The 23,704-nt window shown below is 65.7% G+C and carries 23 protein-coding genes; 13 read left to right on the top strand and 10 right to left on the bottom strand.

The window, feature by feature from the left end; all coding sequences use genetic code 11:
• Positions 1 to 91 precede the first annotated feature (91 nt).
• On the bottom strand, positions 92 to 2,830 hold the full coding sequence (gene rpoD / locus AC56LV_RS02245; protein WP_499555700.1) for an RNA polymerase sigma factor RpoD: 2,739 nt from the start codon (positions 2,828 to 2,830) through the stop codon (positions 92 to 94).
• A 555-nt stretch (positions 2,831 to 3,385) separates the two neighbouring features.
• On the opposite strand from rpoD, the gene AC56LV_RS02240 reads away from it, so the two are divergent.
• From AC56LV_RS02240 to AC56LV_RS02225, 4 genes are all read left to right on the top strand, one after another.
• Positions 3,386 to 3,916, top strand: a complete 531-nt coding sequence (locus AC56LV_RS02240) for a ProQ/FINO family protein (RefSeq protein ID WP_499555698.1) — start codon at positions 3,386 to 3,388, stop codon at positions 3,914 to 3,916.
• Positions 3,913 to 4,554 (top strand): 3'-5' exonuclease, encoded by a 642-nt coding sequence (locus AC56LV_RS02235; protein WP_499555696.1) that lies wholly within the window; start codon positions 3,913 to 3,915, stop codon positions 4,552 to 4,554. The genes AC56LV_RS02240 and AC56LV_RS02235 overlap by 4 nt, the downstream gene beginning before the upstream one ends.
• Before the next feature lie 61 nt (positions 4,555 to 4,615).
• Entirely contained in the window at positions 4,616 to 5,326 is a 711-nt protein-coding gene (locus AC56LV_RS02230) for a c-type cytochrome (RefSeq protein WP_499555694.1), read from the top strand.
• Positions 5,326 to 6,600 carry a cytochrome c gene (locus AC56LV_RS02225; protein ID WP_499556767.1) on the top strand — a complete coding sequence of 425 codons (1,275 nt, stop codon included), beginning with the start codon at positions 5,326 to 5,328 and terminating at the stop codon, positions 6,598 to 6,600. Before AC56LV_RS02230 ends, AC56LV_RS02225 begins: the two co-directional genes overlap by 1 nt.
• A gap of 12 nt (positions 6,601 to 6,612) precedes the next feature.
• Here AC56LV_RS02225 and AC56LV_RS02220 read toward each other — a convergent pair whose 3' ends face one another.
• Positions 6,613 to 7,734: a type IV pilus twitching motility protein PilT gene (locus tag AC56LV_RS02220; RefSeq protein ID WP_499555693.1), complete on the bottom strand. Its 1,122-nt coding sequence runs from the start codon at positions 7,732 to 7,734 to the stop codon at positions 6,613 to 6,615.
• 72 nt (positions 7,735 to 7,806) lie between these two features.
• Positions 7,807 to 8,289, bottom strand: coding sequence for a DMT family transporter (locus tag AC56LV_RS02215; protein ID WP_499555691.1), 483 nt, complete (start codon positions 8,287 to 8,289; stop codon positions 7,807 to 7,809).
• Between the two features lie 195 nt (positions 8,290 to 8,484).
• Here AC56LV_RS02215 and AC56LV_RS02210 point away from each other — a divergent pair, with 195 nt between their 5' ends.
• Positions 8,485 to 9,258 carry a head GIN domain-containing protein gene (locus tag AC56LV_RS02210; protein ID WP_499555689.1) on the top strand — a complete coding sequence of 258 codons (774 nt, stop codon included), beginning with the start codon at positions 8,485 to 8,487 and terminating at the stop codon, positions 9,256 to 9,258.
• A gap of 37 nt (positions 9,259 to 9,295) precedes the next feature.
• Here the strand turns inward: AC56LV_RS02210 and AC56LV_RS02205 are convergent, their stop codons facing one another.
• Together AC56LV_RS02205 and AC56LV_RS02200 are read right to left on the bottom strand one after the other, a co-directional pair.
• On the bottom strand, positions 9,296 to 9,784 hold the full coding sequence (locus AC56LV_RS02205; RefSeq protein WP_499555687.1) for a copper chaperone PCu(A)C: 489 nt from the start codon (positions 9,782 to 9,784) through the stop codon (positions 9,296 to 9,298).
• Between the two features lie 40 nt (positions 9,785 to 9,824).
• Entirely contained in the window at positions 9,825 to 10,367 is a 543-nt protein-coding gene (locus AC56LV_RS02200) for a YaeQ family protein (protein ID WP_499555685.1), read from the bottom strand.
• 127 nt (positions 10,368 to 10,494) lie between these two features.
• On the opposite strand from AC56LV_RS02200, the gene AC56LV_RS02195 reads away from it, so the two are divergent.
• From AC56LV_RS02195 to AC56LV_RS02165, 7 genes are all read left to right on the top strand, one after another.
• Positions 10,495 to 11,526: an NADP-dependent oxidoreductase gene (locus tag AC56LV_RS02195; protein ID WP_499555683.1), complete on the top strand. Its 1,032-nt coding sequence runs from the start codon at positions 10,495 to 10,497 to the stop codon at positions 11,524 to 11,526.
• A 153-nt stretch (positions 11,527 to 11,679) separates the two neighbouring features.
• Positions 11,680 to 12,024 (top strand): KGG domain-containing protein, encoded by a 345-nt coding sequence (locus AC56LV_RS02190; RefSeq protein WP_499555681.1) that lies wholly within the window; start codon positions 11,680 to 11,682, stop codon positions 12,022 to 12,024.
• A 139-nt stretch (positions 12,025 to 12,163) separates the two neighbouring features.
• Positions 12,164 to 12,697: a YgjP-like metallopeptidase domain-containing protein gene (locus AC56LV_RS02185; RefSeq protein ID WP_499555679.1), complete on the top strand. Its 534-nt coding sequence runs from the start codon at positions 12,164 to 12,166 to the stop codon at positions 12,695 to 12,697.
• Positions 12,698 to 12,862: 165 nt separating this feature from the next.
• Complete coding sequence (locus AC56LV_RS02180; RefSeq protein ID WP_499555677.1) at positions 12,863 to 14,155, top strand: hypothetical protein; 1,293 nt, start codon at positions 12,863 to 12,865, stop codon at positions 14,153 to 14,155.
• 5 nt (positions 14,156 to 14,160) lie between these two features.
• Positions 14,161 to 14,601, top strand: a complete 441-nt coding sequence (locus AC56LV_RS02175; RefSeq protein WP_332529913.1) for a phosphate ABC transporter substrate-binding protein — start codon at positions 14,161 to 14,163, stop codon at positions 14,599 to 14,601.
• 7 nt (positions 14,602 to 14,608) lie between these two features.
• Complete coding sequence (locus AC56LV_RS02170) at positions 14,609 to 17,368, top strand: bifunctional diguanylate cyclase/phosphodiesterase (protein WP_499555674.1); 2,760 nt, start codon at positions 14,609 to 14,611, stop codon at positions 17,366 to 17,368.
• Positions 17,349 to 18,455 carry a diguanylate cyclase domain-containing protein gene (locus AC56LV_RS02165; RefSeq protein WP_499555672.1) on the top strand — a complete coding sequence of 369 codons (1,107 nt, stop codon included), beginning with the start codon at positions 17,349 to 17,351 and terminating at the stop codon, positions 18,453 to 18,455. The genes AC56LV_RS02170 and AC56LV_RS02165 overlap by 20 nt, the downstream gene beginning before the upstream one ends.
• 23 nt (positions 18,456 to 18,478) lie before the next feature.
• Here AC56LV_RS02165 and AC56LV_RS02160 read toward each other — a convergent pair whose 3' ends face one another.
• The 5 genes from AC56LV_RS02160 to AC56LV_RS02140 all read right to left on the bottom strand — a co-directional run bounded on the left by AC56LV_RS02160 (position 18,479) and on the right by AC56LV_RS02140 (position 22,618).
• Positions 18,479 to 19,075, bottom strand: coding sequence for an LOG family protein (locus AC56LV_RS02160; protein ID WP_499555670.1), 597 nt, complete (start codon positions 19,073 to 19,075; stop codon positions 18,479 to 18,481).
• A gap of 11 nt (positions 19,076 to 19,086) precedes the next feature.
• On the bottom strand, positions 19,087 to 19,782 hold the full coding sequence (locus AC56LV_RS02155; RefSeq protein ID WP_183550752.1) for a TetR/AcrR family transcriptional regulator: 696 nt from the start codon (positions 19,780 to 19,782) through the stop codon (positions 19,087 to 19,089).
• Positions 19,783 to 19,873: 91 nt separating this feature from the next.
• Complete coding sequence (locus AC56LV_RS02150) at positions 19,874 to 20,731, bottom strand: response regulator (RefSeq protein WP_499555668.1); 858 nt, start codon at positions 20,729 to 20,731, stop codon at positions 19,874 to 19,876.
• Positions 20,732 to 20,760: 29 nt separating this feature from the next.
• Positions 20,761 to 21,744: an esterase/lipase family protein gene (locus tag AC56LV_RS02145; RefSeq protein WP_499555666.1), complete on the bottom strand. Its 984-nt coding sequence runs from the start codon at positions 21,742 to 21,744 to the stop codon at positions 20,761 to 20,763.
• Positions 21,745 to 21,838: 94 nt separating this feature from the next.
• Entirely contained in the window at positions 21,839 to 22,618 is a 780-nt protein-coding gene (locus AC56LV_RS02140; protein WP_499555664.1) for an RNA methyltransferase, read from the bottom strand.
• Between the two features lie 181 nt (positions 22,619 to 22,799).
• On the opposite strand from AC56LV_RS02140, the gene AC56LV_RS02135 reads away from it, so the two are divergent.
• The gene (locus AC56LV_RS02135) at positions 22,800 to 23,579 is read left to right on the top strand and encodes an inositol monophosphatase family protein (RefSeq protein WP_183553544.1); all 780 of its coding nucleotides are present in this window, start codon (positions 22,800 to 22,802) and stop codon (positions 23,577 to 23,579) included.
• Positions 23,580 to 23,704: the final 125 nt, after the last annotated feature.

The following is a 23,704-nucleotide window of genomic DNA, read 5'->3' as shown; positions in this document are numbered from 1 at the left end:
CGACAACGGGGGGTCGACAACGCGAAAAAAAGCCGCCCGGCGCGAACCGGGCGGCTTTCATGTCGACAGCGTCGACGCGGCATCTGCCAGCTTACTGATTGTGCAGGAACGTCTTGAGCTTGTCCGAGCGCGACGGCTGGCGCAGCTTGCTCATCGCCTTGGCTTCGATCTGGCGAATGCGCTCGCGGGTCACGTCGAACTGCTTGCCCACTTCTTCCAGCGTATGGTCGTTCGACATCTCGACGCCGTAACGCATGCGCAGCACCTTTGCTTCGCGCGGGGTCAGCGAGTCGAGCACTTCCTTGATCACGTTGCGCATCGATGCGTGCAGCGCCGCGTCCAGCGGGGCCAGCGTGGCGTTGTCTTCGATGAAGTCGCCCAGCTGCGAATCGCCGTCCTCGCCCATCGGCGTTTCCATCGAAATCGGCTCTTTCGCGATCTTCATGATCTCGCGAACCTTGTTCTCTGGCATTTCCATCTTCAGGGCCAGCGTCGGCAGATCCGGCTCGCTGCCCGTTTCCTGCATGATCTGGCGCGAGATGCGGTTCATCTTGTTGATCGTCTCGATCATGTGTACCGGCACGCGGATCGTGCGGGCCATGTCGGCGATCGAACGCGTGATCGCCTGGCGGATCCACCACGTCGCATACGTCGAGAACTTGTAGCCGCGACGGTATTCGAACTTGTCGACCGCCTTCAGCAGGCCGATATTGCCTTCCTGGATCAGGTCCAGGAACTGCAGGCCGCGGTTGATGTATTTCTTGGCAATCGAGATCACCAGGCGCAGGTTGGCCACGGTCATTTCGCGCTTGGCCTGGCGGGCACGCTTCTCGCCCGCCGCCATCTGCTTGTTGATCTTGCGCAGGTCGGCCAGCGGCAGCGCCACGCGCGCCTGCAGGTCGATCATGCGCTGCTGCAGTTCCTTGATCGCTGGCAGGTTACGGCTCAGCACCGCGCTGTACGGATAGGCGCAGTCGACTTCGCGGTCGCCCCATTGCAGATCGGTTTCATTGCCCGGGAAGACCTTGATGAAGTGGGCGCGCGGCATGCCGCAGCGGTTCACGCAGATGTCCAGCACGGCGCGCTCGATCGAACGCACTTCGTCCATCTGGCCGCGCAGCGTGTCGCACAGCTTCTCGACGACCTTGGCAGTAAAGCGGATGCCCAGCAGCTCGTACGAGATGACGGCCTGCGCATCTTCGTAGGCAGCCGAACCATAGCCCTTGTTCTTGAACGCGTGGCCCATCAGGTCGAACTGCTGCTCGATCAGTGCAAATTTCTCGAGCGCGCTTTTCTTGAGCTGCGCAAGCTGCTCGGGCGAGTAGCCGGCGGCGGCGCCGCTGTTGACGTCGCCCTCTTCTTCTTCGACTTCTTCCTCTTCTTCTTCGTCGTCCTCTTCGCTGATGGCAGCGGCGTGGGCGACCGAGGCAGCAGGCGCCGGGGTGTCGTTCATGTCGACGAAGCCATCGACCACGTCGTCGATCTTCAGTTCATCGTTGGCGATCTTGTGCGACAGCGCGATGATTTCCGAGATCGTCGTCGGGCACGCCGAGATCGCCTGGACCATGTCCTTCAGGCCCTGCTCGATGCGCTTGGCGATTTCGATTTCGCCTTCGCGCGTCAGCAGCGACACGGCGCCCATTTCACGCATGTACATGCGCACCGGGTCGGTCGTGCGGCCGAAGTCCGAGTCGGCGGTCGACAGCGCGGTTGCGGCGGCCGCTTCCACTTCGTCTTCGCTCGTCGGCGTCACGGCCTGGTCCGACAACAGCATCATTTCGGCTTCAGGGGCGCGCTCGTAGACGGCGATGCCCATGTCGTTGAAGGTCGCGATGATGCCTTCGATCGCTTCCGGATCGATGATGTTTTCCGGCAAATGGTCGTTGATCTCGGCGTGAGTCAGGAAGCCCCGCTCCTTGCCCATGTTGATCAGGTTCTTCAGCTGCTGGCGACGGCGCTCGAGTTCGGTCTCCGAGAAGCCTTCTTCCTTCAGCAGCGCAATGCCCTTGGCCTTGCGCTCACGCACTTTCGATGCAGCCTTCATTTCGGCGCGCTCGACGGCGTTCAGCGCCGCGACTTCGTCGTTTTCCGGCACGAATTCGCTTGGCTTGCGGCCACGGCGGCCAGGCACCTTCACCTGCGGCAGCAGGTAGCCCGACGTGTCGATCGCAGCCAGTGCAGCGGCGTCGGTGGTCTTGCTGACGGTGCCGACGGCATTGGTCTGGGCGACTGGCACCGAAGCCGGGCTGGCGTCGACACGGCGCGCGGTGCGGGTGCGCACGACTTTCGGCGCTTCCTCGGCCACCGGGGCAGGCTCGGCAACGGCGGCAGCCACGGCGTCGGCTGGTGCGGCTTCGGCAGCGACGTCGCTTTCCGGCTCGGCGTTTTTCAGTGCTGCCAGACGGCCGCGCTTGCGCACGATGACCGGTGGCGCGGCCGGCTTGGCCTGCGTTGGCATGTAGTCGTCGGCGGGATCGTGCGCGTCGGGTGCATCGGCTGCGCTGTCGGCTGCAATAGCGGCAGGCTCGGGCAAGCTGACCTCGGCCGTCGCTGCAGCTTCCACTGGCGCGGCGGCCACTGGTGCAGGTGCGGCTTCAGCGAGGGCTGGGGCGGCAACCGGCTCGGCTGCGGGGCCACCGGCGGCCAGGATCGCGTCGGCCTGGGCTTTGAGCGTCGCCAGGCGCGAACGGGTCTTGACCACCGTGACCTTGGCCGCCGCTTCCGTTTCGAGGAAGTAGGAAGTGGCGGTTTTAGGCACTGCCAGCGGGGCCGATGCTTTGGCAGGGGCTTTTTTCGCTGTCAGTGTCAATGTCTTGGCGGTGTTTTTCATAGCTTAAAACTCTCCAGTCGAGGCGAGTAGCGCGCCTGCGAAGTCAATAATCCAGCGGGCCCCGCGTACGGGACCTGGGAATGGGGAACGGAAGTGGCCCTACCTTAGGGCGGACATGCCAGACTTCAAGCTCGACCTGCCCTTCGGTGCGCGCGCCGGCGTAATATCGGGGCTGCGGGCAGGTGGCGTTGGTCGCTGTTCAATGTCGTGCTGTGCATGTCGGAACGAAAAAAAGCCCGCTGATACGGGCTTGCATCTATTTTTCTAGAAGAATAGGAGATGGGGCCATTACGCCCCAATGCAAGTTTTGGTGATCATCGCTTGATCCGGTGAAGGATCTGCACGTGTCACCGGGTGCATTGCCCCGGCATGATGACCTTCTTGCTGGTCTGCGCCGGCGCAAGCCGGACTCAAGGCAAGAGGCGGATCATACACGATTTCGCGTTTCAATGCTTCATCGCAGTGCGTCTTTCTCAACATTTATTAGTGGAACTAGTACAATGCGGCTTTTAGCGCCGTGCTATCCTTCGCAATCCTGTTCTTACCATGAAGTCAATGAATACCAATACCCCTGCAGAGTCCGTCGACACCAACGCCGCGCCGGCCACCCCGGATGCACAGCAGCCATCGCAGTCGCCAGCCGAGCCGGCAACGCCAGCAGCCCAGGCTGCGGTCCCGGCCCCGGCGTCAGGCCAGTCGGCGCGCTCGCTGCTCAAGCAACTCCAGCAGGAGTATCCCGCCTTCCGTGACTGCCTGCCGCTGTCGATCGGAATCGACAAGCAGTTGCAGGCACGCATGCCGGGCCTGGACAAGAAGACGATGCGCGCCGCCCTCGGCATCCACACCGGCTCGATGCGCTACCTGCGCGCGATGGAAAAAGCCAAGGTCCGCTACGACCTTGACGGCACCGCCGGCGCCGAAGTGCCTGAAGCGCACCGCCTGCACGCCAAAGAGCAGTTGCAGCAGCGCTTCAAGAAAGAAGCCGACCGCAAGAAGGCCGAGCGCGACGCCGCCCTCGAAGAAGAAAACAACCGCAAGCGCCAGGAAAAGCTGCAGGCGCTGGCGTCCAAGTTCTCGAAGACTTGAATTCGGGCGACGCCTTGAAGGACGTGGTGGCAGATGGCCTGCAAGCTGGTCTGCCACCCGAGCTGCCCGCCTACATCGGCATCGACCCGGCCCATGTGCGGCTGGTACGCTCCGACGCCGACGCGCAGCAGGCGCTCGCGGCGCTGCTCGCGGCCGACGTCATCGGCTTCGACACCGAATCCAAGCCAACGTTCGCCAAAGGCGAAGTTTCGACCGGGCCGCATCTGGTGCAATTGGCCACCGACGAATTCGCCTTCCTGTTCCAGACCGCCACGCCGGCTGGCAACGCCCTCGCCTTCACCGTGCTGGAACCCGTGCTGGCCTCCGGGAGCATTCTCAAGGTGGGTTTTGGCCTTGGTGACGACGTCAAGCGGCTGAAGTCCAAATTCGGCATCGAGCTGCGCAACGTGCTCGATCTGTCGACGGCGCTGCGCCGGCGCGGCGAAAAGAATCCGCTGGGCGCCAGGAGCGCCGTGGAGCGCTTCTTCGGCCAGCGCCTGCAAAAATCCAAGCGCATCACGACCACCAACTGGTCGCTGCCGCACCTGTCCGACAAGCAGCTGCAGTACGCGGCCGACGACGCGCATGCAGCGCTGCGGATCTACCGGCGCTGGAAAGCGGAAATGCCGGCAGGCTGAATCCCGCGCGGCGTCCAGTATTCGCGCTATCATCGTCAGCGTCCATGTTGCCGGTGAATCCATGATTTCTCGATGCTTCCGTTGGCCCGCTGCTGCTCTCCTGTGCGCCGCAACTTTCCTGGCCAACGCCGCGCCACACCCCGTTCCCGACACCCTCACCCAGCGCCTGCTCGCCTGCGCCACCTGCCACGCGCGCGTCGATGCACGCGGCAACCCTGTCAACGACAGCTTCTATCCCCGCATCGGGGGCAAGCCGGCCGGCTACCTGTATCACCAGCTGCGCAACTTCCAGGATGGCCGGCGCCACTATCCCGTGATGACGTACCTCACCGGGCACCTGCCCGACGCCTACCTGCGCGAGATTGCCGCGCACTTTGCGGCGCAAGCGCCCACCGTGCTGCCGCCCACGCCGATGAACCTGTTGCCAGCGCAGCGTGAGCGGGGCCGCCAGCTCGTGCACCAGGGCGACCCGGGACGCGGCATCCCGGCGTGCATCGCCTGCCACGGGGCGCGCCTGACCGGCGTGCAGCCCGCGATCCCGGGCCTGCTTGGCCTGCCGCGCGATTACATCAACGCGCAGTTCGGCGCCTGGCGCAACGGCGTGCGGCGCGCCCATGCGCCCGATTGCATGGGCCAGGTGGCCGCGCGCCTGTCGCCCGACGATGTCGCCGCCGTCTCGGGCTGGCTGGCGGCGCAGCCAATGCCGCCCGACCCGCGGCCGGCCGACGCCGTCGCCCGGCCGCTGCCAATCCTCTGCGGCAGCGCGCCATGATGAAGACCGTGCGCATCGTCCTGCTGGCGATAGTGGCCGCCGTCGGCGTCGCGATCGCCCTGGCGTGGCCACGCGCCGACTTTGTACCGGCCAGCTCGCCCGCGGACTGGGCGTCCACACCCGCCAATATCGCGCGCGGCGCGTATCTGGCGCGGGCCGGCGACTGCATCGCCTGCCACACGGCGCGTGGCGGCGTGGCGTATGCGGGCGGGCGCGCGCTCGATACGCCGTTCGGGCGCTTTTACGGCCCGAACCTCACGCCCGACCGCGACACCGGCATCGGCGCCTGGAGCGCCGACGATTTCTGGAATGCGCTGCACAATGGCATCGCGCCAAGCGGCCGCCTGCTGTATCCGGCCTTCCCGTACACGAACTACACGAAGGTCACGCGCGCCGATGCCGATGCGCTGTATGCGTATTTTCGCAGCCTGCCGCCGCAGCGCCAGGCAAACCGGCCGCACGACATCCGCTTCCCGTACGACCAGCAGGCATTGCTGGCCGGCTGGCGCCTGCTGTATTTCCGGCCCGCCGAATATGCCGCGCAACCGGCGCGCAGCGCCAGCTGGAACCGGGGCGCGTACCTGGTCGAAGGCCTTGGCCATTGCAGCGCATGCCACAGCACCCGCAACAGCCTGGGCGCGGCGGATGGGGCGCTGGCTGGCGGCATGATCCCCACCCTCGGCTGGTATGCGCCATCGCTGACCGCCAGCCACGAGGCGGGCCTGGGTAACTGGAGCGACGCGGATATCGTGGCGCTCCTGGGCACCGGCATCTCGCCGCGTGGCGCGGCGACCGGTCCGATGGCCGAAGTGGTGGCGCGCAGCCTGCAGTACCTGACACCCGACGATCTGGGCGCGATGGCGGGCTACCTGAAGTCGCTCGCCGCCACGCCCGTGAGTGCGCAGCCCGCGCCGGCATTGCTGCCTGCTGCTGAACAGGTACTGGCCGAAGGTGGGCGGATCTACGCTGCGCAGTGCGCGGCATGTCATGGCGACGATGGCAAGGGAAGAATGCCGGCCTACCCGCCGCTGGCCGGCAACCGCGCCGTAACCATGACGCCGGCCGTGAACGCGATCCGGATGACGGTCAACGGCGGCTTCCCGCCTGGCACGCCCGGCAATCCACGGCCGTACGGGATGCCGCCGTTCGGGCATGAACTCGATGATGCACAGGTCGCGGCGGTGCTGACCTGGATCCGCACCAGCTGGGGCAATGCTGGCGCGCCGGTGACGGCGACCGAGGTCAATCGCTATCGGGCGGTCTCGCTCGACTGAGTCACCAGGGACTCACACCATATCGGCAAACGCCACCCGATCGGTCGTCGCATTGCGCGCATCTTCGAGGCGCACCTTGTGCGACGCCAGCAAGCCTTCGAGCGACGCATTCATCGTGTGGCAACCGGCATCGATGCCGCGATTCATGTGCGCGCGGATGCTGCCCAGGTCCCCTGCTTCGAGCATGCGCACGACGGCAGGACTCGGGGTCAGGCATTCGGTGGCCAGGTGGTAGCGGTTGCCCTCCACCGACGGTAGCAGCGCCTGGCACAGCACGCCGCGCAGCGCGTGCGCCAGCGCTTGTGCCTGGGCGTCCGTGTTACCCAGCAGGCGCAGCATCTTTTGCAGGCCCAGCTCGGTCGAGCGCGCATGCAGCGACGCCAGCACCAGCGGGCCGGACTCGGCCAGCGCCAGCGCTTCCTGCGCCGTCTGGGCGTCGCGGATCTCGCCGATGACGATCACGTCCGGCCGCTCGCGCAGTGCGTCCAGGGCGCCCAGGTAGTAGCTGTCGACGTCGCCATCTTCGCCCACTTCGCGCTGCGTGATGATGCATTTGCGCTGCGGGATCAGCGTTTCGACCGGGTCTTCGATGGTGATGATGTGGCCCGAGCGGTGGCGGTTGATCTCGTCGAGGATCGACGCGATCGTCGTCGACTTGCCCTGGCAGGTGTCGCCGATGATCAGGACCAGGCCACTGGTCAGGCTCGCGAATTCGCGCTCGTCGTCCCACAGGCCCAGATCGGCCAGCGGGATCGGCTCTTTCGGAAAGCGGCGGATCACGCAGCCGATCCGCTTGCCGCCCTGGAAGCGGAAGCAGTTGGCGCGGATGCGCGCCGTGTGCAGGTCGATGGAACGGTCAAATGCGCGCGAGGCGATGCGCTGTGGCCAGTTTGGCTCGATGACGTCGAAGAATTCTTCCAGCTCTTCCTTCGTGATCGGCGAATCGGTCACCGCCACCAGGCCCTTCGGCTGGCGCAGCATCAGCGGGCTGTTCTGGTGGATGATGATGTCCGAAAACACCAGCTTCGAGTTCAGCAGATGCAGGATCTGCTGGACCAGCGTTTCGAATACCGGATGGTCTTCATTCTCGATATACGACAGGGTGGGAATCTGCGAGGACTGGTGATGTTCCATCTGGCCGATGCTGGTAAAAGATCAAGTGTCGACCATTATAGAACCTGAATATTGCAGAAAAGAAAAAAATCTTCAGCGTGACATGGTAGCAACAATGCGCTCGCCGAACACCGTGATCGTTACCCCGACCACCACCACCAGCGCACCAAAAATGCGCACGCCCGACACCTTGCGGGTCGCCATATTGATCAGGCCAAAGTGGTCGATCGCCATCGAGCTGAGCAGTTGACCGGCAATCACCAGCACGATCAGGCTGAGCAGCCCGATGCGCGGCGCCAGGAACACGGTCCCGAACACGAATGCTGCGCCGAGAAAGCCACCCAGGAACTTCCAGGCGGGCTGCGACGGCAACGCTGCCAGCGTCGCGCCCAGGCCACCGACGCCGCTCTTGGCCAGCGCCACGGCCAGCAATACCGCCGTACCGCAGCTGAACGACACCAATGCCGCCATCACCGAATTGGCCCCGATCGAATGGGCCAGCTGGCTGTTGACTGCCGCCTGCACCGACATGGCCATGCCCACACAGAAGGCCATCGCCAATAAAATCACGTTCATCGCACTACTCCGTTGCAAAAAGCGCACTATCTTAGTGCATCTTGCGTATGCGTGTTGGATCGTCCGAAGCATGCGGCTTAATCCATGCAGTTGCATTTCACACCACGCCGCGCGCAATCTGTCGCAAACGGCTCGGCAGCACGGGCCCGCCCTGCCAGGATGTGCAGCATTCCCACGCTTTCAAGGAGACCCACCATGTCGCGTAACGTCTATTCCATCCCCGCCCTGCGCGCCCTGATGCTCGCCGCCGTCCTCGCCTGCAGCATGGCGCCCCCTGCGGCCATCGCCTGGCCATTCGGCAGCGAACAAGTCGAAGGCAACGGCAACGTCACGCGCCAGGCGCGCAAGGTCGGGTCGTTCAATGGCATCGCGCTGGGCCTGCCGGGCCGGCTGGAACTGCGTAGTGGCAACGTCGACAGCATCACGGTCGAAACCGATGCCAATCTGCAGGCGCTGATCGAGACGCGCGTCGAAGACGGCATGCTGCGCATCCGTCCCGCCAAGCGCAACCTGAACCTGCGCACCCGCAACCTCAAGATTGTCGTGACGGCGCGCCAGATCGATCGTCTGTCACTGGGCGGCTCGGGGACCATCGACGCGGATGTCCTGCGCGGCAAGCGCCTGGACCTGGACGTCGGCGGCTCGGGCAAGATCCAGATCGCGCGCCTGGAAGCCGACACGGTCGCGGCCAGCGTGGCCGGCAGTGGCGACCTGCGCGCCGATGGCGGCGCGGTACGCGAACTGTCGGTGTCGATCGGTGGTTCGGGCAATGTCGACCTGGGCAAGATCGCCGCCGATACGGCGCGCGTCAGCATCGCCGGATCCGGCGACGTGGCGGTATGGGCAAAGAACGACCTGCGCGCGAGCATCGCCGGGTCGGGCGATGTCGGCTATTACGGCGATCCGAAGGTGAGCCGCAGCGTGGCGGGCTCGGGAGAAGTGCGACGCATCGGAAACGCGCCGCGCTGATAGAACAGGAAGCCGCTGCGCTCAGCGGCTTAGCAGCTCAGTGACCGGCGTGGCCCGCGTGCGCGCCGTGCGCATCCTGCGCTGCCGGCTTGCCGCTGTGCGTCAGCGGCATGACCGGCAGCGACACTTTCACTTCCTGGCGCTTGGCGGCGGCGTCCTGCACCACCAGGGTCAGATCGACATTCTCGCCTTCTTTCAGCTGGCGCTTCAGGTCCAGCAGCATCACGTGATAGCCGCCCGAGGCCAGCACGACTGGCTTGCCGGCCGGCAGATCGATGCTCTTCACCTGACGCATGCGCATCACCTGGCCTTCCATCGCCATCTCGTGGATTTCGGCGCGGCCGGCCACCGGCGTGCGCACTTCGAGCAGACGCGCAGGCGTGGCCGATTGCAGCTGCATGAAGGCGCCCGTGCTTTTCTGGGCCGGCACGGTGGCGCGCACCCAGGGCTCGGTCACGGTGACCTGGGCCAGCGCGGAGACGGAAAACAGGCCCGCGGCAAGCGCGGCGATCAGGTGACGGGTCATGGCAATCCTTGGCAAAGTAGAGTCAGTGAAAAATACAATCTTACACTGCGCCGCGCAAGGCTTCACGCTCGACCAGCACGGTGTCGGTGCCGTCAGTCAGCCACACCTGGCCATCCTGGATCGTGCATTGCAGCGCCATCGAGCGCGACGCCATTTTTTCGAGCTGGGCGCTGATGTCGGCCGGGATATTGATCACGCTGACGTTTTTCGCGCGCTCGATCTTGTTGGCGATGCCCTTGAACCAGATGCTGCTGGTTGCGCTGTAGCTGTAGACGATCACTTTCTCGGCCCGGCCGGCCGCTTTCAGCAGGCGCTTTTCGTCGGGCTGGCCCACTTCGATCCACAGGTCGATGGCGCCGGTGAGGTCCTTGAGCCACAGCGCCGGCTCGTCGACGTCGAACAGGTCTTTCGTAAACGCCAGCGCCGGGTCGGCGTGCAGCGCGTAGGCCAGCACGCGGATCATCACGCGCTCATCGGTCTCGGACGGATGCCGGGCGATCGTCAGGCTGTGTTCCTGGTAATAGTTGCGGTCCATGTCTGCAATCGACAGGTCAGCCTTGTAGATGGTCGCTTTGATAGCCATTGGTGCGGTGCTTTGAACGGATTGATCGGTGGGGGAACCCGCTATTGTCGCATGCGCAGCGCGCGCCGGGCGACGGCGCGGTATAGACTTCCTGGCAGAGATCATTCAACCAGCCAGGGAGACCCGCATGACCGACACCTTTCCACCCAATCAGCAATTCCTGCTCGCTGCCCGCCCGGTCGGGCTGCCGCAGGCCCACGACTGGCAACTGCACGAACAGGCGGTGCCGGCGCCCGCTGAGGGCGAAATCGTGGTCAAGGTGCTGTACCTCTCGCTCGACCCGGCCATGCGCGGCTGGATGAACGAAGGCAAATCGTATATCCGCCCGGTCGCCATCGGCGAAGTCATGCGCGCCGGTGGGCTGGGCGTCGTGGTGGCGTCGCGCTCGCCCCGCTTTGCGGTGGGCGACCATATTGCCGGCGGCACCGGCGTGCAGCGCTACTGGTCCGGAACCGCCGATGACAAGAACGCCGGCTTCGTCAAAATCGATCCACGCATCGGCAACCTTACGGCGTGGCTCAACCTGCTCGGCATGCCGGGCATGACGGCGTACTTCGGCCTGCGCGACGTGGGCCAGGCCAAGGCCGGCGACACGGTCGTGGTCTCGGGCGCCGCCGGCGCCGTCGGCATGACCGTGGGCCAGGTCGCCAAACGCATGGGCTGCCGCGTGGTCGGCATTGCGGGCGGCGCCGAGAAATGCCGCTTCGTCGTCGAGCAACTGGGCTTTGATGCCTGCATCGACTACAAGGCCGGCGGCCTGCACGCGGCGCTCAAGCAGCATTGCCCGCAGGGCGTGGACGTTTATTTCGACAATGTCGGCGGCGACATCCTCGACGCCGTCCTCACGCGCATCAACATGAAGGCGCGGATCGTGATCTGCGGGGCGATCTCGCAATACAACGCCACCGCGCCCGTGAAGGGACCGGCGAACTACCTGGCGTTGCTGGTGAACCGCGCGCGGATGGAAGGCATGGTGGTGTTCGACTACGCCCCACGCTACCATGAGGCAGTCGCAGAACTGGGCGCGTGGCTGGCGGCCGGCGAGATCGCCAGTCACGAGCACGTGGTCGACGGCTTCGAGCAATTCCCGCAGGCGCTCCTGATGCTGTTTGAAGGGCGCAATCTGGGCAAGCTGGTACTGAAGGTGGCCGACGCCTAGTCGCACCAATACCGTCTCTGGCCCCCCTCGCGTGAAAACGGCGGAACTAACGCTCACCACGTTTCTCTAAACACGAGAGCGCATCCTGTGTGCGCTCGTGGCATCGGGCACGACCTCTTCCACTGACAGCCCCACGGGCACAAGGAGATCGACATGGCGAGCAAAGAGAACGGCAGCAAAGGTACCGGCACTGGTACCGGCAGTGCCCAGAAGAGCGGGCAACCGGCCAAGCGGGGTTTCGCAGCAATGGACCAGAACCAGCAACGTGAAATCGCCAGCAAGGGCGGCCAGGCGGCGCATCAAAAAGGGACGGCGCACGAATTCGATTCCGAAGAAGCGCGCCGCGCCGGCCAGAAAGGCGGCGAAGCCGTCAGCCGCAACCGCGCGCACATGGCCGACATCGGCCGCAAGGGCGGCGAAAGCCGGCAGTCGGCGCAGCGCGCGGCGGCAGCGGCCATGGCCGACAAAGGCAATCGCCAGAGCAGCAAGGACACCTAGTCCTGGCAGCGTCGTTCCCCCCCGGTGCGGGAACGACGCTTTTATCTGGCGTCGCCCATATTGGGCGCCTGGGCCGCTTGTGTCGGCTCTGTTTACACGCCAGGCACGGCGCCACCCCCTGTGGTACATTGCCCGGCTTATGCACACCCTGAAATACCTGACCGCCTATCCCGAGCAACTGCGCACGCAGGTCAGCGGCCTGATCGCGCAAGACCGTCTTGGCGACACGCTGCGCCAGCGCTATCCGGCGCCGCACGGCATCCGCACCGACCGCGCGCTGTACGACTACGTCCAGGACCTGAAAGACGAGTACCTGCGCCAGGCCGCGCCCGTCTCGAAAGTCGCCTTCGACAGCAAGATCCAGGTGGTCCAGCATGCGCTCGGCCTGCATACGGCCATCTCGCGCGTCCAGGGCGGGCGCCTCAAGGCCAAGCACGAAATCCGCATTGCCAGCCTGTTTCGCGATGCACCGCTGCCATTCCTGCGCATGATTGCCGTACACGAGCTGGCGCACCTGAAGGAAAAAGAACACGACAAGGCGTTCTACAAGCTGTGCTGCTGGATGGAACCGGCCTATCACCAGCTGGAATTCGACGTGCGGCTGTATCTGACGTGGCTCGATCTGGCGGGCGCACGCCTGTGGAATGCCGAGCCAGCGCCGCTAGCGCGTTGATGTTACCATGTGCAACTGTCGTTGCACATGCGCAACAGAATCACTGCCATTCGTCTGTCCTGTTGAGCACTGCTCGACATTGCAGGTACGCTTCGCTAGAGTCCTCGGATTCTGGTCCGGCGTCACCCGACACCGCACAGGTCCACGGCGCCAATATCACATCACATGCTTTCGCACTATTTTCCCGGCACGCTATTGCCTGCCGCACTTGCCACTTGTGTGCTCGCCTGCACGCCCCTTCAGGCACAGGCACAGACACAAGAAGAGGCACAGGCCGCCGACCCGGCACCTGATACCGCCGCAGGTCCCACGTGGAAGCTGTCCGGCTTCGGCACGCTCGGCGTCGTCCATTCGAACAACCGCGATGCCGATTTCACCTCGTCCATCCTGCGCGCCAGCGGCGCCGGCGTATCCGGCTCCTGGAGCCCCAACGTCGACAGCCGCCTCGGCGCCCAGCTCGACGTGGGCCAGGGCGCCTGGTCGGGCGTGCTGCAGGTGATCAGCGAGCAGCGCCTGAATGGCAGTTACCGTCCACGCGTCGAATGGGCCAATATCAAGTACCAGATCACGCCCGATCTCGACGTGCGCGTCGGCCGTATCGCACTGCCCGTCTTTCTTGGCGCCGAATCGCGCAAGGTCGGCTACACCATTCCGTGGGTGCGCACGCCGGTCGAAGTCTACGGCGCATTGCCGATTTCAAGCAGCGACGGCGTCGACGCGACCTGGCGCTGGAACGCGGGCGCCGTGCGTCACGCAACGCAGGTGTTTTCGGGCAGCACCGACCAGGACCTGGGCTTTGGCCTGCAAATCGACGCCGAAAACATCCTGGGCCTGTCGCACAGCATCGACTACGGCTCCCTGACCGTGCGTCTGTCAGCGGCGCGTGCGCGCCTGAACACCGACATTGCCGCCGACCTGTTCGCGGGCCTGCGCATGTTCGGCCCGCAGGGCCAGATGCTGGCCGAGCGCTACGCCATCGTTGACAAGCGCGTGACGATGATCAGCGCCGGCGCCAGCTACGATCCCGGCGCCTGGTTCGTCACTGCCGAAACGGGACGCACCCGCACCGACTCCCTGCTCGGCGGCGGAACGTCGGTGTATGTCGGCGCCGGCTGGCGCCAGGGCGCTTTCACGCCGTACATCGGCTATGCACAGATCCGCGCCGATGTGGCGACGTCCGACCCCGGCCTGTCACTGCAAGGCCTGCCCCCGCCGGTCGCCGCCGGCGCCGCCCAGATCAACGGCGCGCTGAACACGCTGCTGGCGACGATTCCGATCCAGACCACCTGGAGCACCGGCGTACGCTGGGACGTCGCCACCGACGTCGCCCTCAAGCTGCAATTCGAGAGCGTGCGGCCGCGCGGCGGCTCGCGCGGCACCCTGATCAATTCCACGCCTGCGTTTCGTTCGGATCGCACGACTAACGTGACCAGCATTGCGCTGGACTTTGTCTTTTGACGCCGATGAAAACACGCCTCGGTACCTATTCCCGCCACATGCTGGCCCTGTGCACGCTGTGCTTCGTCGCCACGAGCGCGTCGGCCGAACTGGTCGTCATCGTCTCGAGCCGCAACCCGAACCCGGTGCTCAACGCCGAGCAGGTCAGCGCCATCTTCCTCGGCCAGACGGGCCGCTTCCCGGATGGCGCGGCCGCCGTCGCCATCGACCAGGGGCTGGGCGCGGCGCAGCGCGACCTGTTCTATCGCCAGCTCACCGGCAAGACCCCGGCGCTGCTCAAGGCCCACTGGTCCAAGATGGTGTTCACCGGCCGCGGCCAGCCACCGCGCGAAGCCGCAAGCGACGCCGCCGTGCGCCGCATGGTGGCCGACAACCCGTCGATGATCGGCTACATCGAGCGCGCCGCGCTCGACCCGTCCGTGCGCCCCGTGCTGGTGCTGCAGTGAGCACGCCATGAACATGCTTGCGCGTCCCAGCGGGCCGTCGCTCGCCAGCGACGGCGAGTCGCCGGCAGGCGCGCCGCGCGTGCGCGGCCTGCTCGCGCGCTGGCTTGGCCTGGCGCTCGAGACGCACATCTCGCTGCCGCTGTTCGCGCTGGCGCTGCTGGGCGCAATGTGGTTCGGCACGCTGCACGTGATCGACTCCGAGCGCCGCGCCGCTGTCGTGGCCACGCGCGACGCGACCCAGGAACTGCTCGACACCTATGAAGCGCAACTGGCGCGCAGCCTGAGCGCGATCGACCAGACCCTGCGCGTGCTGAAGTACGCGGTCGAACAGAATGGCCCGACCGGCGCCCTGCCCGCCCTCGAAGCCAAGGGTCTGCTGCCACCCGGCCTCGTGTTCCAGGTCGAGATCAGCGACGCCAGCGGACACATCGTCGCCAGCAATCCCGCATCGAAGAAGCATGACCTGGCACGCACCGCCTGGTTCGAGTTTCATCGCCAGTCCCGCGACGACGTGCCGTTCGTCAGCCTGACCAGCCTGAGCGAGTACTCAAGGGAACCGACCGTCCACTTTTCGCGCCGCATCAACGATGCGGCCGGGCGCTTCTCCGGCGTGGCCGTCGTCGCGCTCGATCCGGCCTATTTCACCAGCGGCTACGAGCGCTCGCGCCAGGGCGATCGCGGCCTGCTTGGCATGGCCGGCACCGACGGCATGCTGCGCGCGCTGCGCGTGGGCGACACGGTATCGTGGGGCCAGCGCTTCGTGCCGGGCGCAAACGGTGGCGTGGCGGCCGGCACGACCGCGCGCGGTGCACCCGTGCTCGACGCCGAAGCCCGTACTGTCGCCAGCCGGCCGATGAACAGCTTCCCGCTGGTCGCAGTGGCCGGCCTGTCCGAAGCGGAGCAGATGGCCGGGTTCTACCAGGGCCGGCGCGCCTGGCTGCTTGGCGCGGGTGCGGCCAGCGCACTCCTGATTGCCGTCGTGATCCTGGTCAGCGCATGGTCGTGGCAGCTGGCCAAGGCGCGCCGGCGCGAACGGCTGGCGCAGGAAACCTACGCGGCTGCATCCGAAGCCAGTCCCGACGCTTTCTTTGTGCTGCGCACCGTGTTCGGTCCGCGCGGCGAAGTGCGTGATTTCGTGGTTGCCACCACCAATAGCCGCGCCGAGCGCTTCACCAGCCTGACCAAGCAGCAGATGGCAGCCAAGCCGATATCGGGCCTGCTGCCACCGTCGATCAGTCAATCCGTCTTCGACGACCTGTCGGCGGTAGCGCGCGACGGCATTGCGCGCGAAACGGAGTGGCAGGCGCAGACCCTGCCCCAGCCCGGTGTCTGGCTGCACCGCCAGGCGGTGGCGGTCGAGGATGGCGTCGTCGTGATCGTGCGCGACATCACCGAGCGCAAGATGGGCGAGCAGCGCATCCGCCATCTGGCGCACCACGACGACCTGACCGGCCTGCCCAACCGCAGCCTGCTGCGCGAGCGCCTGGGCCAGGCGATCGTCACCGCTGCCGAAGCGGGCCGCGCGGTTGGTCTCGCGTTCATCGACCTTGATGGTTTTAAACTGGTCAACGACACGCTGGGCCACAACGCCGGCGACGAACTGCTCAAGGTGGTCGGCGCGCGCATGCATCGCTGCCTGCGCAGCGACGATACGCTGGCGCGCTTTGGCGGCGATGAATTCGTGATCCTGCTGCCGGACCTCGCGGGCGACCCGATGGCGATCGCGCCGCTGCTTGAGCGGGTGCGCGAAGCTGTGACCGAGCCGGTGCTGGTCGAGGGCCAGGAGGTCCAAGTGAGCTGCAGCGTCGGCGTGACGTTCTACCCGCGCGACGGCGCCAGCGCCAACGCCCTCATGATGCACGCCGACGTGGCCATGTACCGCGCCAAGGAACTGGGCAGCAACAACGTGCAGTACTACGTCAGCGAAATGAACGAGAGCGTCGACGAAAAGCTCGTGCTGCTCGAAGGCCTGCGCGCGGCGATCGACACCTGCGCCGAAGACTATCCGGGCCCCTGCCAGTTCCAGCTGCTGTACCAGCCCAAGGTCGACCTGCGCACGAATTGCCTGTTCGGCGTCGAGGCGCTGATTCGCTGGCACCACCCAGAGCAGGGCCTGGTCTCGCCGCTGCGCTTCATCGGCCTGGCCGAAGAGAGTGGCCTGATCGTGCAGATCGGCGACTGGGTGCTGCGCACCGCCTGCGCCCAGGCCCAGGCCTGGCGCACGGCGGGCCTGCCCCCGGTCAGCGTGTCGGTGAATGTCTCGGCGCGCCAGTTCGAAGACAAGCGCCTCGTCGAACGCGTCGCCGATGCCCTGCGCATCAGCGGCCTGCCGGCCGACGGCCTCGAAGTCGAGGTCACCGAAAGCCTGATCATGCGCGACCTGGGCCGCTCGGTCGACAAGATGCGCGAACTCGAAGCAATGGGCGTGGCGCTGTCGATCGACGACTTCGGCACCGGCTATTCGAGCCTGTCGGCGCTCAAGTCGTTCCCGATCAGCCGCCTCAAGATCGACAAGTCATTTGTCGCCGACCTGGCCGACTCGCCCGACGACCAGGCGATCGCGATGGCCGTGATCTCGCTGGGCCACAAGCTCGACCTGCGCGTGATTGCCGAAGGCGTCGAGACCGAACAGCAGCGCGACTTCCTGCGCGCCAACGACTGCGACGAAATGCAGGGTTACCTGTTCAGCCGGCCGCTCCCGGCCGGCGACATTGCACGCCTGCTCGCAGGCAGCGCAGGAGGCGCGCATGACCCGTGCGCCGAATAGCACCGGGACGACCGCTGCGCCGGCCCATGAGGCGCTCATGCAGCGCCGCATGCGCAACTACTGGATCGCCACTGCCATGCTGTATCTGGCCACCATGGGCCTGCTGGCGGCGCAAGTCGGGGCCGGCTACACGCCGCGCGGCCCTGCGCTGGCGCTGAGCGTCGTCGCAGCATGCGGCACGCTTGCGTTCTATGCCCTGATCCATTTCAGCACGCGGCTGAAGATTGCGCCCGACATGCTCGCTGCGCTGCAATCGCTGTTCGCGATCGGCTGCACCATTGCCGGCTATGCGATCGCCGGCCCCCTGCGCTCCTCGCTCCTGAGCATGCTGGTGGTGGCCATCGCCTTCTGCACGTTCGCCATGCACCCGCGCCGCGCACTGCTGCTGGCCGGCGCCGCGCTGGGCGGCATGGCCGGCATCATGTGGTATTTGCAGGCAATCGATCCCTTGGGCCACCCGCCCGCCGTCGAAGCGATGAGCTTCGGCTACCTGGCCGCGGCATTGCTGGCGACCACGCTGCTGGCCAGCGAAATGACCAAGCTGCGCCGGCGCATGAAGGCCAGCAGGCAGGAGCTGCTGACGGCCCTCGACACCATCCGTACGCTTGCCACCGTCGACGAATTGACGTCGCTGGCCAATCGCCGCTACATGAACGAGTTGCTGGGCGCCGAAGAACGGCGCTCGGCGTCCTCCGCCAGCTGTGTGGCGCTGCTCGACCTCGACCTGTTCAAGCAAGTGAACGACCAGTATGGGCACGCCGTGGGCGACGCCGTGCTGCGCGGCTTTGCCGGCGCAGCACATGGCGCGCTGCGCGAGCACGACACGCTGGCGCGCTGGGGCGGCGAAGAATTTCTGCTGCTGCTGCCGGACGCCACACCGCAGGCGGCGCGCCATGTACTGGAACGCATCGTCACGCGCGTGCACGCGCTGCAGATCGACGGCATGACGCCGGCGCGGCGGATCAGTTTTTCGGCCGGCCTGGCCGAACGGCGCGATGGGGAACCGTTCACGGAAGCGATCAGCCGCGCCGACAAGGCGCTGTACCGGGCCAAGGCGGCCGGACGCGACCGGATCGAAGTCGCCTGACCTTTCAGGCTCGCCTTTCAGCACTAGCCTTTCAACTCGTCGGCCGCCGCCGCTGGCAGGCTCGACTCCAGCACGACCGGTACTGCCGCGCGCAGGCGCTGGATCAGCATGTCGGGATCGCTGTCGGCGATCATCAGGTCTTCGTGCTCGGGCCGCACGAACCCTTCGGCCACCTGGTGGCCCACGAAGGCACGCAGGCCGTCATAGAAGCCGTTCACGTTCAACAGGCCAATTGGCTTGGCGTGGATGCCCAATTGGGCCCAGGTCACCATCTCGAACAGTTCCTCCAGCGTGCCCATCCCGCCCGGCATGGCGATGAAGCCTTCGGACAGGTCGGCCATCATGGCTTTGCGCTCGTGCATGTCCTTGACGACGAACAGGCGCGTCAGGCCCGCGTGGCCCACTTCGCGTTCAACGAGGGCGCGCGGGATGACGCCGGTGGCTTCGCCGCCCAGGCGCAGCACTTCATCGGCAATCACGCCCATCAGGCCGACCTTGCCGCCGCCGTAGACGAGGCTGATATTGTGGTCGACCATTGCGCGCGCCAGCAGGCGCGCCGCATTGGCGTGGACAGGGTTGACGCCTTGCGCGGCGCCGCAGTAGACAGCAAGGGTTTTCATCGTGTGCATTTTCAAAGGAAGTCGGCGCCGGGCCTGGCGTCGGCCGACAGTTTTTTAAGGTAGTCGTCAGACAGTTTCTCGAACAGGACGCGCGTCTCGCCATTCAGGTAGGGGCCGACCATCGACAGCACCTGGTAGCAGCCGCGCGCGAGCGCGTCGGCGATGGCCTGCTGCTCGCTGTACTTGCGGGGGTTGCGCACGTACTCGAACGAGAGCCAGTAGGTCGCCACGACCACCATATTGGTGGCCATGGCGCCGATCTGCTGGTCGGACGCGTCGAGCGAGCCTTCGCTGCGCAAGTCTTCGCACAGCTGGCGCGCCACCTTGATCTTGTGCGCGTGGATGGCCTTGAAGTGCAGTTCGAGCTTGCGGTTGCGCGACAGCAGATCGTTCAGGTCGCGGTAGAAGAAGCGGTAGCGCCAGATCAGCTTGAACATGTGGTGCAGGTACAGCCACACGTCTTCCATGTTCGAGCGGCGCCCGGCCGGCACCGTCAGGATGCGCTCGATCTCCGCCTCGAACTGGACGAAGATCGAATTGACGATGTCGTCCTTGTTGCGGAAATGGTAGTACAGATTGCCGGGCGAGATATTCATCTCCTCGGCAATGACGGTGGTCGTGATGTTGGGCTCGCCGAACTCGTTGAACAGCCTGAGCGAGAGCTCGAGGATACGTTCACGGGTCCGGCGCGGTGCTTTTTGTTGCATGTAGGCCGCTGTTCGTGTTTGTTCCCGCAAGGATATCATCGAACGGTCGTTCTATCGAGCCATCTGCCGGTTGACTGGCCGGCGATTCGTGTTAGCCGGTCCTGCGCGCGCTCTGCAGGCGGAAGGCTTCGCCGAGCTGCTCGCGCAGTGCCCGCGCGCCGAGCGGCTTGATGTAATGGCCATCGGCCACGCCGCTCTTGATGGCCGCTTCGATGTCGGTCAGGTCGGGCTGGCCCGACAGCATCAGGCGCACCGTCTTCGGATAGCGTGCTGCCGCCTCGGCCAGCACCTCGGTGCCGCGCATGCCGGGCATGGCCTGGTCGCACAGGATGACTTCGACCGGCTCGTGCGACAGCACCTGGAGCGCTTCCTCGCCCGAGCAGGCGCTGAGCACCCGGTACGGCTGGCCGACGAGCATGTCGTTGAGCACCCCGAGCATGAAGCGGTCGTCGTCGACCAGCAGCAGCGTGCGTGCGCCGGCATGCGGCGTGGCTGCAGCATCGATTGACGCGGTTGCCGCGGTTGACTGGGTTTGAGCCGGGGCTGGAGGCGTGGCCGCTGCCGGCGCCGGAGCCGACGCTGGTGTGGTTGTCAGAAAGGCTTCGAGCTCCGCGACGAAACTTTCGGGTTCGATCGGCTTGCTGATATAGCCATCGAAGCCGGCAGCCAGCACTTTTTCACGGTCGCCCGTCATTGCCAGCGCGGTCACGGCCAGGATCGGCACACCGGCCAGCGCCGGATCGCCCTTGAGCTCGGCCAGCACGGCAAAACCGTCCATGCCGGGCAGATTCACGTCACAGGCGATCAGGTCGGGGCGCTCGCTGCGCGCAGCGGCCACGCCGCGGGGGCCATCGGCCGCACTCAATGGCGCGTGGCCGTAGGCGCTGAGCAGGAACGACATCAGTTCGATGTTCGCCGGGTTGTCTTCGATGATCAGGATGCGCGCCACTGGGTGCTCCAAAGGATGCGTTATTGACATCACTGTACCACGCTGGGGCGCGGGGTGGATTCACGCAAAACGGGGGGTGCCGGACTGGCTGTCGGCACGCGTCCGATCTCGTCCATGACAAGCGCCAGCACGCGCCGGTTGCGGCCCAGCGCGACGTGGCCGACGCCGCCCAGTTCGAGGTTGCGTGCACCCTCCAGGTGTCCCGATGTCTGCGGCGCCACGATATTGTCGTGGTGCGTGTAGATCGACGTGATGCGCGCGCGCGTGGCGGCATCTTCGTGCGCGGCGAGCGCGCGTAACCATGTGCAGGCGGGCCCATCGACACCCGCGCGCTGCATCTGCATGGCGTTGATACCGATCCCGAACGCCGCCAGGCATGTGCCGTGATGCGGCGTGCCAAGCGTGATGACGCGCGCCGCATGCGCGCTGCCATGCCGGCGCAGCCAGGCGCGCGCGGCCAGGCCGCCCATGCTGTGGCCGACGACGATGACCTGCTGCGCGCCGGCTGCGCGCCGCAAGCGTGTTGCGCCCTTTTCGATCGCATCGGCAAAGCCGTCGATGTCGCCGGTGAGCGGCTCCAGATCGAGCGTGGCGTGGCTGATGCCGGCCGCCTCAAGCAGCGGCGTCAGGTGCGCCCAGTAGCCGCTGTTGCAGCCGTAGCCGTGCAGCAGCAGGACCGGGGGCGTGCGGCAATCAGGATGGATGCGTGTATGGGGCCGCGCGCGCGGCATGTGCCAGGAACTGGCCAGCATGCTGGCGCCGAATTCTTCGCCGAGCATGCGCACCGCGGCGGCTGGCCCGAGCTGGTGCCGGGGCGGCGTGGGACTGGCGACGCGCCGGCTCATCACAAAATTGTTTGCGTTGATCGCAAGGCGCACCAGCACCACGCTCATGACGCCGATGGCAATGGCTTGCCACGACCCGGCGCCGGCCCGGGCGGCACCTGCGGCGATGGCACAGGCGATCAGCGCCTGCACGAGCAGGACCAGGCGCAGCAGCAGGCGCGAACTCATGTCGGCAACCTGTTCGAAGAGCGGGCGCGGCGCAGGATTGGGGCGATGCGGTCGGTGTCCATGAGACGAGTATAGGCCTGGCGCGGCAAGCGCATCAACGGGGTGGCGCGTCCTTCAGGATTGCGCGGGCGATGCCGCGCAGGATGTTGACTTCTTCGAGTTCCAGGCCACCGCGCGCGAACATGCGCTTGATGCGCGGCATGAGCTTTTTCGGGTTGTCGGCATTCAGAAACCCGATGGCGACCAGGGCCTGCTCGAGGTGCGCGTACATGCCGTCGATCTGGGTCACGCTGGCAGCGTCGCCCTGGAAGCCGACGCCACGCGTAGCGGGCGCGCCGCTGACAGAGGCCATGCGCGCCTCGTAGGCCAGCACCTGGGCCGCCTGCGACAGGTTCAACGACGAATAATCAGGATTGGCCGGGATGTTGATCAAGACATTGCAGCGCTCGACGATGTCGTTCGGCAGTCCGACGCGCTCGTTGCCAAACACGATCGCTGCCCGTAGTTCAGGCGCAGCGCCGGCGTGTTCGGCAAACGCGCGCGGGGTCCAGACGGGGGGCGAGAATTCACGCAATCTGGCCGAGACCGCGGCGGCGAAGTTGCAGCCGTCAAGGGCCGCGCCGATATCGGGCACGACCCGCGCGTTGTTCAGGACATCCCCCGCGCCGCTGGCAAAGGCGATTGCCTCGGGATCGTTGACGAAGTCGGCGCACTTCGGCGTGACCAGCACCAGATCGGTAAAGCCCATCGTTTTCATTGCGCGCGCGACCGAGCCGATGTTGCCGGCGCGGCTCGTTTCGACGAGGACGAATCGCAAACGGCCGAACAGCGGCTGCGCTCTGAAAGAAGAAGTGTCGGTTTGGGTCGGGTTCATTTACAATAGCGACCATCGCGTGGTGCGGACGGTTTTACGGTAGCGGGGGCAAGCCCCGGATTGTAACGGGTTCCGGCGCCACCCTGCTCTTTAATCACTCTTCAATAGCTGATCGTTCACGGCGCCCCATCGGTGCGTGAGTGGGCGTTCGCGTTCTTACGGAAAAGCCTCCATGCACCCAATGCTCAACACGGCCATCAAGGCCGCCCGCCGCGCCGCCACCGTCATCAACCGTGCGTCCTTCGACATCGACCGCATCGTCGTTTCGGAAAAGCAACACAACGATTTCGTCACCGACGTCGACCAGGCGGCGGAGCATGAAATCGTCGAAACGCTGCTCAAGGCGTATCCGGGCCATGCCATCCTGGCCGAGGAAAGCGGTGCATCAGCCAATCTGAACGACGAGAGTGAAAACGTGTGGATCATCGACCCGATCGATGGCACCACCAACTTCCTGCACGGCTACCCTAACTACTGCATCTCGATCGCGCTCAAGCAGCGCGGCGTGATCACCAACGGCCTGGTCTACGACCCGGTCCGCAACGACCTGTTTACCGCCACCAAGGGCGGCGGCGCCTACCTGAACGACAAGCGTATCCGCGTGCGCAGCACCGAGCGCATCGGCCGCGCGCTGCTGTCGTCGGGCCACGGTCCGGATCCACGCGCACTGGCTGAATACCTGCGCATGTACGAAGTTGTCGCCTCGCGCAGCCATGGCGTGCGCAGCGGCGGTTCGGCAGCGCTGGAACTGGCCAACGTGGCCGCCGGCCGCATCGACGGCTTCTTTGAAAAGAACCTGAAAATCTGGGACATCGCCGCCGGCGCCCTCCTGGTGACGGAAGCTGGCGGCATCGTCGGCGAGTTCAGCGGCGAGTCCGATTACCTGAACAAGGGCGACGTGATCGCCGCCGGCCCGAAGGTTTTCGGCGCGCTTGTCCCGCTGTTGTCGCCTTTCGCGTAAAATACACGTTGTAACAGTCAGGCCACTCGCAGGCGGTGCTTGCCAGTGGCCTGTGTTTTTGTACAATACGTTACAGAGTTCCGCATCAAATACTTTCTACAGTGAAATACACTTCACTATAATCC

Source organism: Telluria sp. RB2R28 (assembly GCF_059685835.1).
Note: the sequence above shows the minus strand (reverse complement) of the source record. Positions and strands in the feature narration are given on the sequence as shown.

What these genes read in the sequence shown, in the direction of transcription:
- rpoD (WP_499555700.1), bottom strand. Translation starts at nt 2,830, where the DNA reads ATGAAAAACACCGCCAAGACATTGACACTGACAGCGAAAAAAGCCCCT.
- AC56LV_RS02240 (WP_499555698.1), top strand. Translation starts at nt 3,386, where the DNA reads ATGAATACCAATACCCCTGCAGAGTCCGTCGACACCAACGCCGCGCCG.
- AC56LV_RS02230 (WP_499555694.1), top strand. Translation starts at nt 4,616, where the DNA reads ATGATTTCTCGATGCTTCCGTTGGCCCGCTGCTGCTCTCCTGTGCGCC.
- AC56LV_RS02225 (WP_499556767.1), top strand. Translation starts at nt 5,326, where the DNA reads ATGAAGACCGTGCGCATCGTCCTGCTGGCGATAGTGGCCGCCGTCGGC.
- AC56LV_RS02220 (WP_499555693.1), bottom strand. Translation starts at nt 7,734, where the DNA reads ATGGAACATCACCAGTCCTCGCAGATTCCCACCCTGTCGTATATCGAG.
- AC56LV_RS02215 (WP_499555691.1), bottom strand. Translation starts at nt 8,289, where the DNA reads ATGAACGTGATTTTATTGGCGATGGCCTTCTGTGTGGGCATGGCCATG.
- AC56LV_RS02210 (WP_499555689.1), top strand. Translation starts at nt 8,485, where the DNA reads ATGTCGCGTAACGTCTATTCCATCCCCGCCCTGCGCGCCCTGATGCTC.
- AC56LV_RS02205 (WP_499555687.1), bottom strand. Translation starts at nt 9,784, where the DNA reads ATGACCCGTCACCTGATCGCCGCGCTTGCCGCGGGCCTGTTTTCCGTC.
- AC56LV_RS02200 (WP_499555685.1), bottom strand. Translation starts at nt 10,367, where the DNA reads ATGGCTATCAAAGCGACCATCTACAAGGCTGACCTGTCGATTGCAGAC.
- AC56LV_RS02195 (WP_499555683.1), top strand. Translation starts at nt 10,495, where the DNA reads ATGACCGACACCTTTCCACCCAATCAGCAATTCCTGCTCGCTGCCCGC.
- AC56LV_RS02190 (WP_499555681.1), top strand. Translation starts at nt 11,680, where the DNA reads ATGGCGAGCAAAGAGAACGGCAGCAAAGGTACCGGCACTGGTACCGGC.
- AC56LV_RS02185 (WP_499555679.1), top strand. Translation starts at nt 12,164, where the DNA reads ATGCACACCCTGAAATACCTGACCGCCTATCCCGAGCAACTGCGCACG.
- AC56LV_RS02180 (WP_499555677.1), top strand. Translation starts at nt 12,863, where the DNA reads ATGCTTTCGCACTATTTTCCCGGCACGCTATTGCCTGCCGCACTTGCC.
- AC56LV_RS02175 (WP_332529913.1), top strand. Translation starts at nt 14,161, where the DNA reads ATGAAAACACGCCTCGGTACCTATTCCCGCCACATGCTGGCCCTGTGC.
- AC56LV_RS02170 (WP_499555674.1), top strand. Translation starts at nt 14,609, where the DNA reads ATGAACATGCTTGCGCGTCCCAGCGGGCCGTCGCTCGCCAGCGACGGC.
- AC56LV_RS02165 (WP_499555672.1), top strand. Translation starts at nt 17,349, where the DNA reads ATGACCCGTGCGCCGAATAGCACCGGGACGACCGCTGCGCCGGCCCAT.
- AC56LV_RS02160 (WP_499555670.1), bottom strand. Translation starts at nt 19,075, where the DNA reads ATGAAAACCCTTGCTGTCTACTGCGGCGCCGCGCAAGGCGTCAACCCT.
- AC56LV_RS02155 (WP_183550752.1), bottom strand. Translation starts at nt 19,782, where the DNA reads ATGCAACAAAAAGCACCGCGCCGGACCCGTGAACGTATCCTCGAGCTC.
- AC56LV_RS02145 (WP_499555666.1), bottom strand. Translation starts at nt 21,744, where the DNA reads ATGAGTTCGCGCCTGCTGCTGCGCCTGGTCCTGCTCGTGCAGGCGCTG.
- AC56LV_RS02140 (WP_499555664.1), bottom strand. Translation starts at nt 22,618, where the DNA reads ATGAACCCGACCCAAACCGACACTTCTTCTTTCAGAGCGCAGCCGCTG.
- AC56LV_RS02135 (WP_183553544.1), top strand. Translation starts at nt 22,800, where the DNA reads ATGCTCAACACGGCCATCAAGGCCGCCCGCCGCGCCGCCACCGTCATC.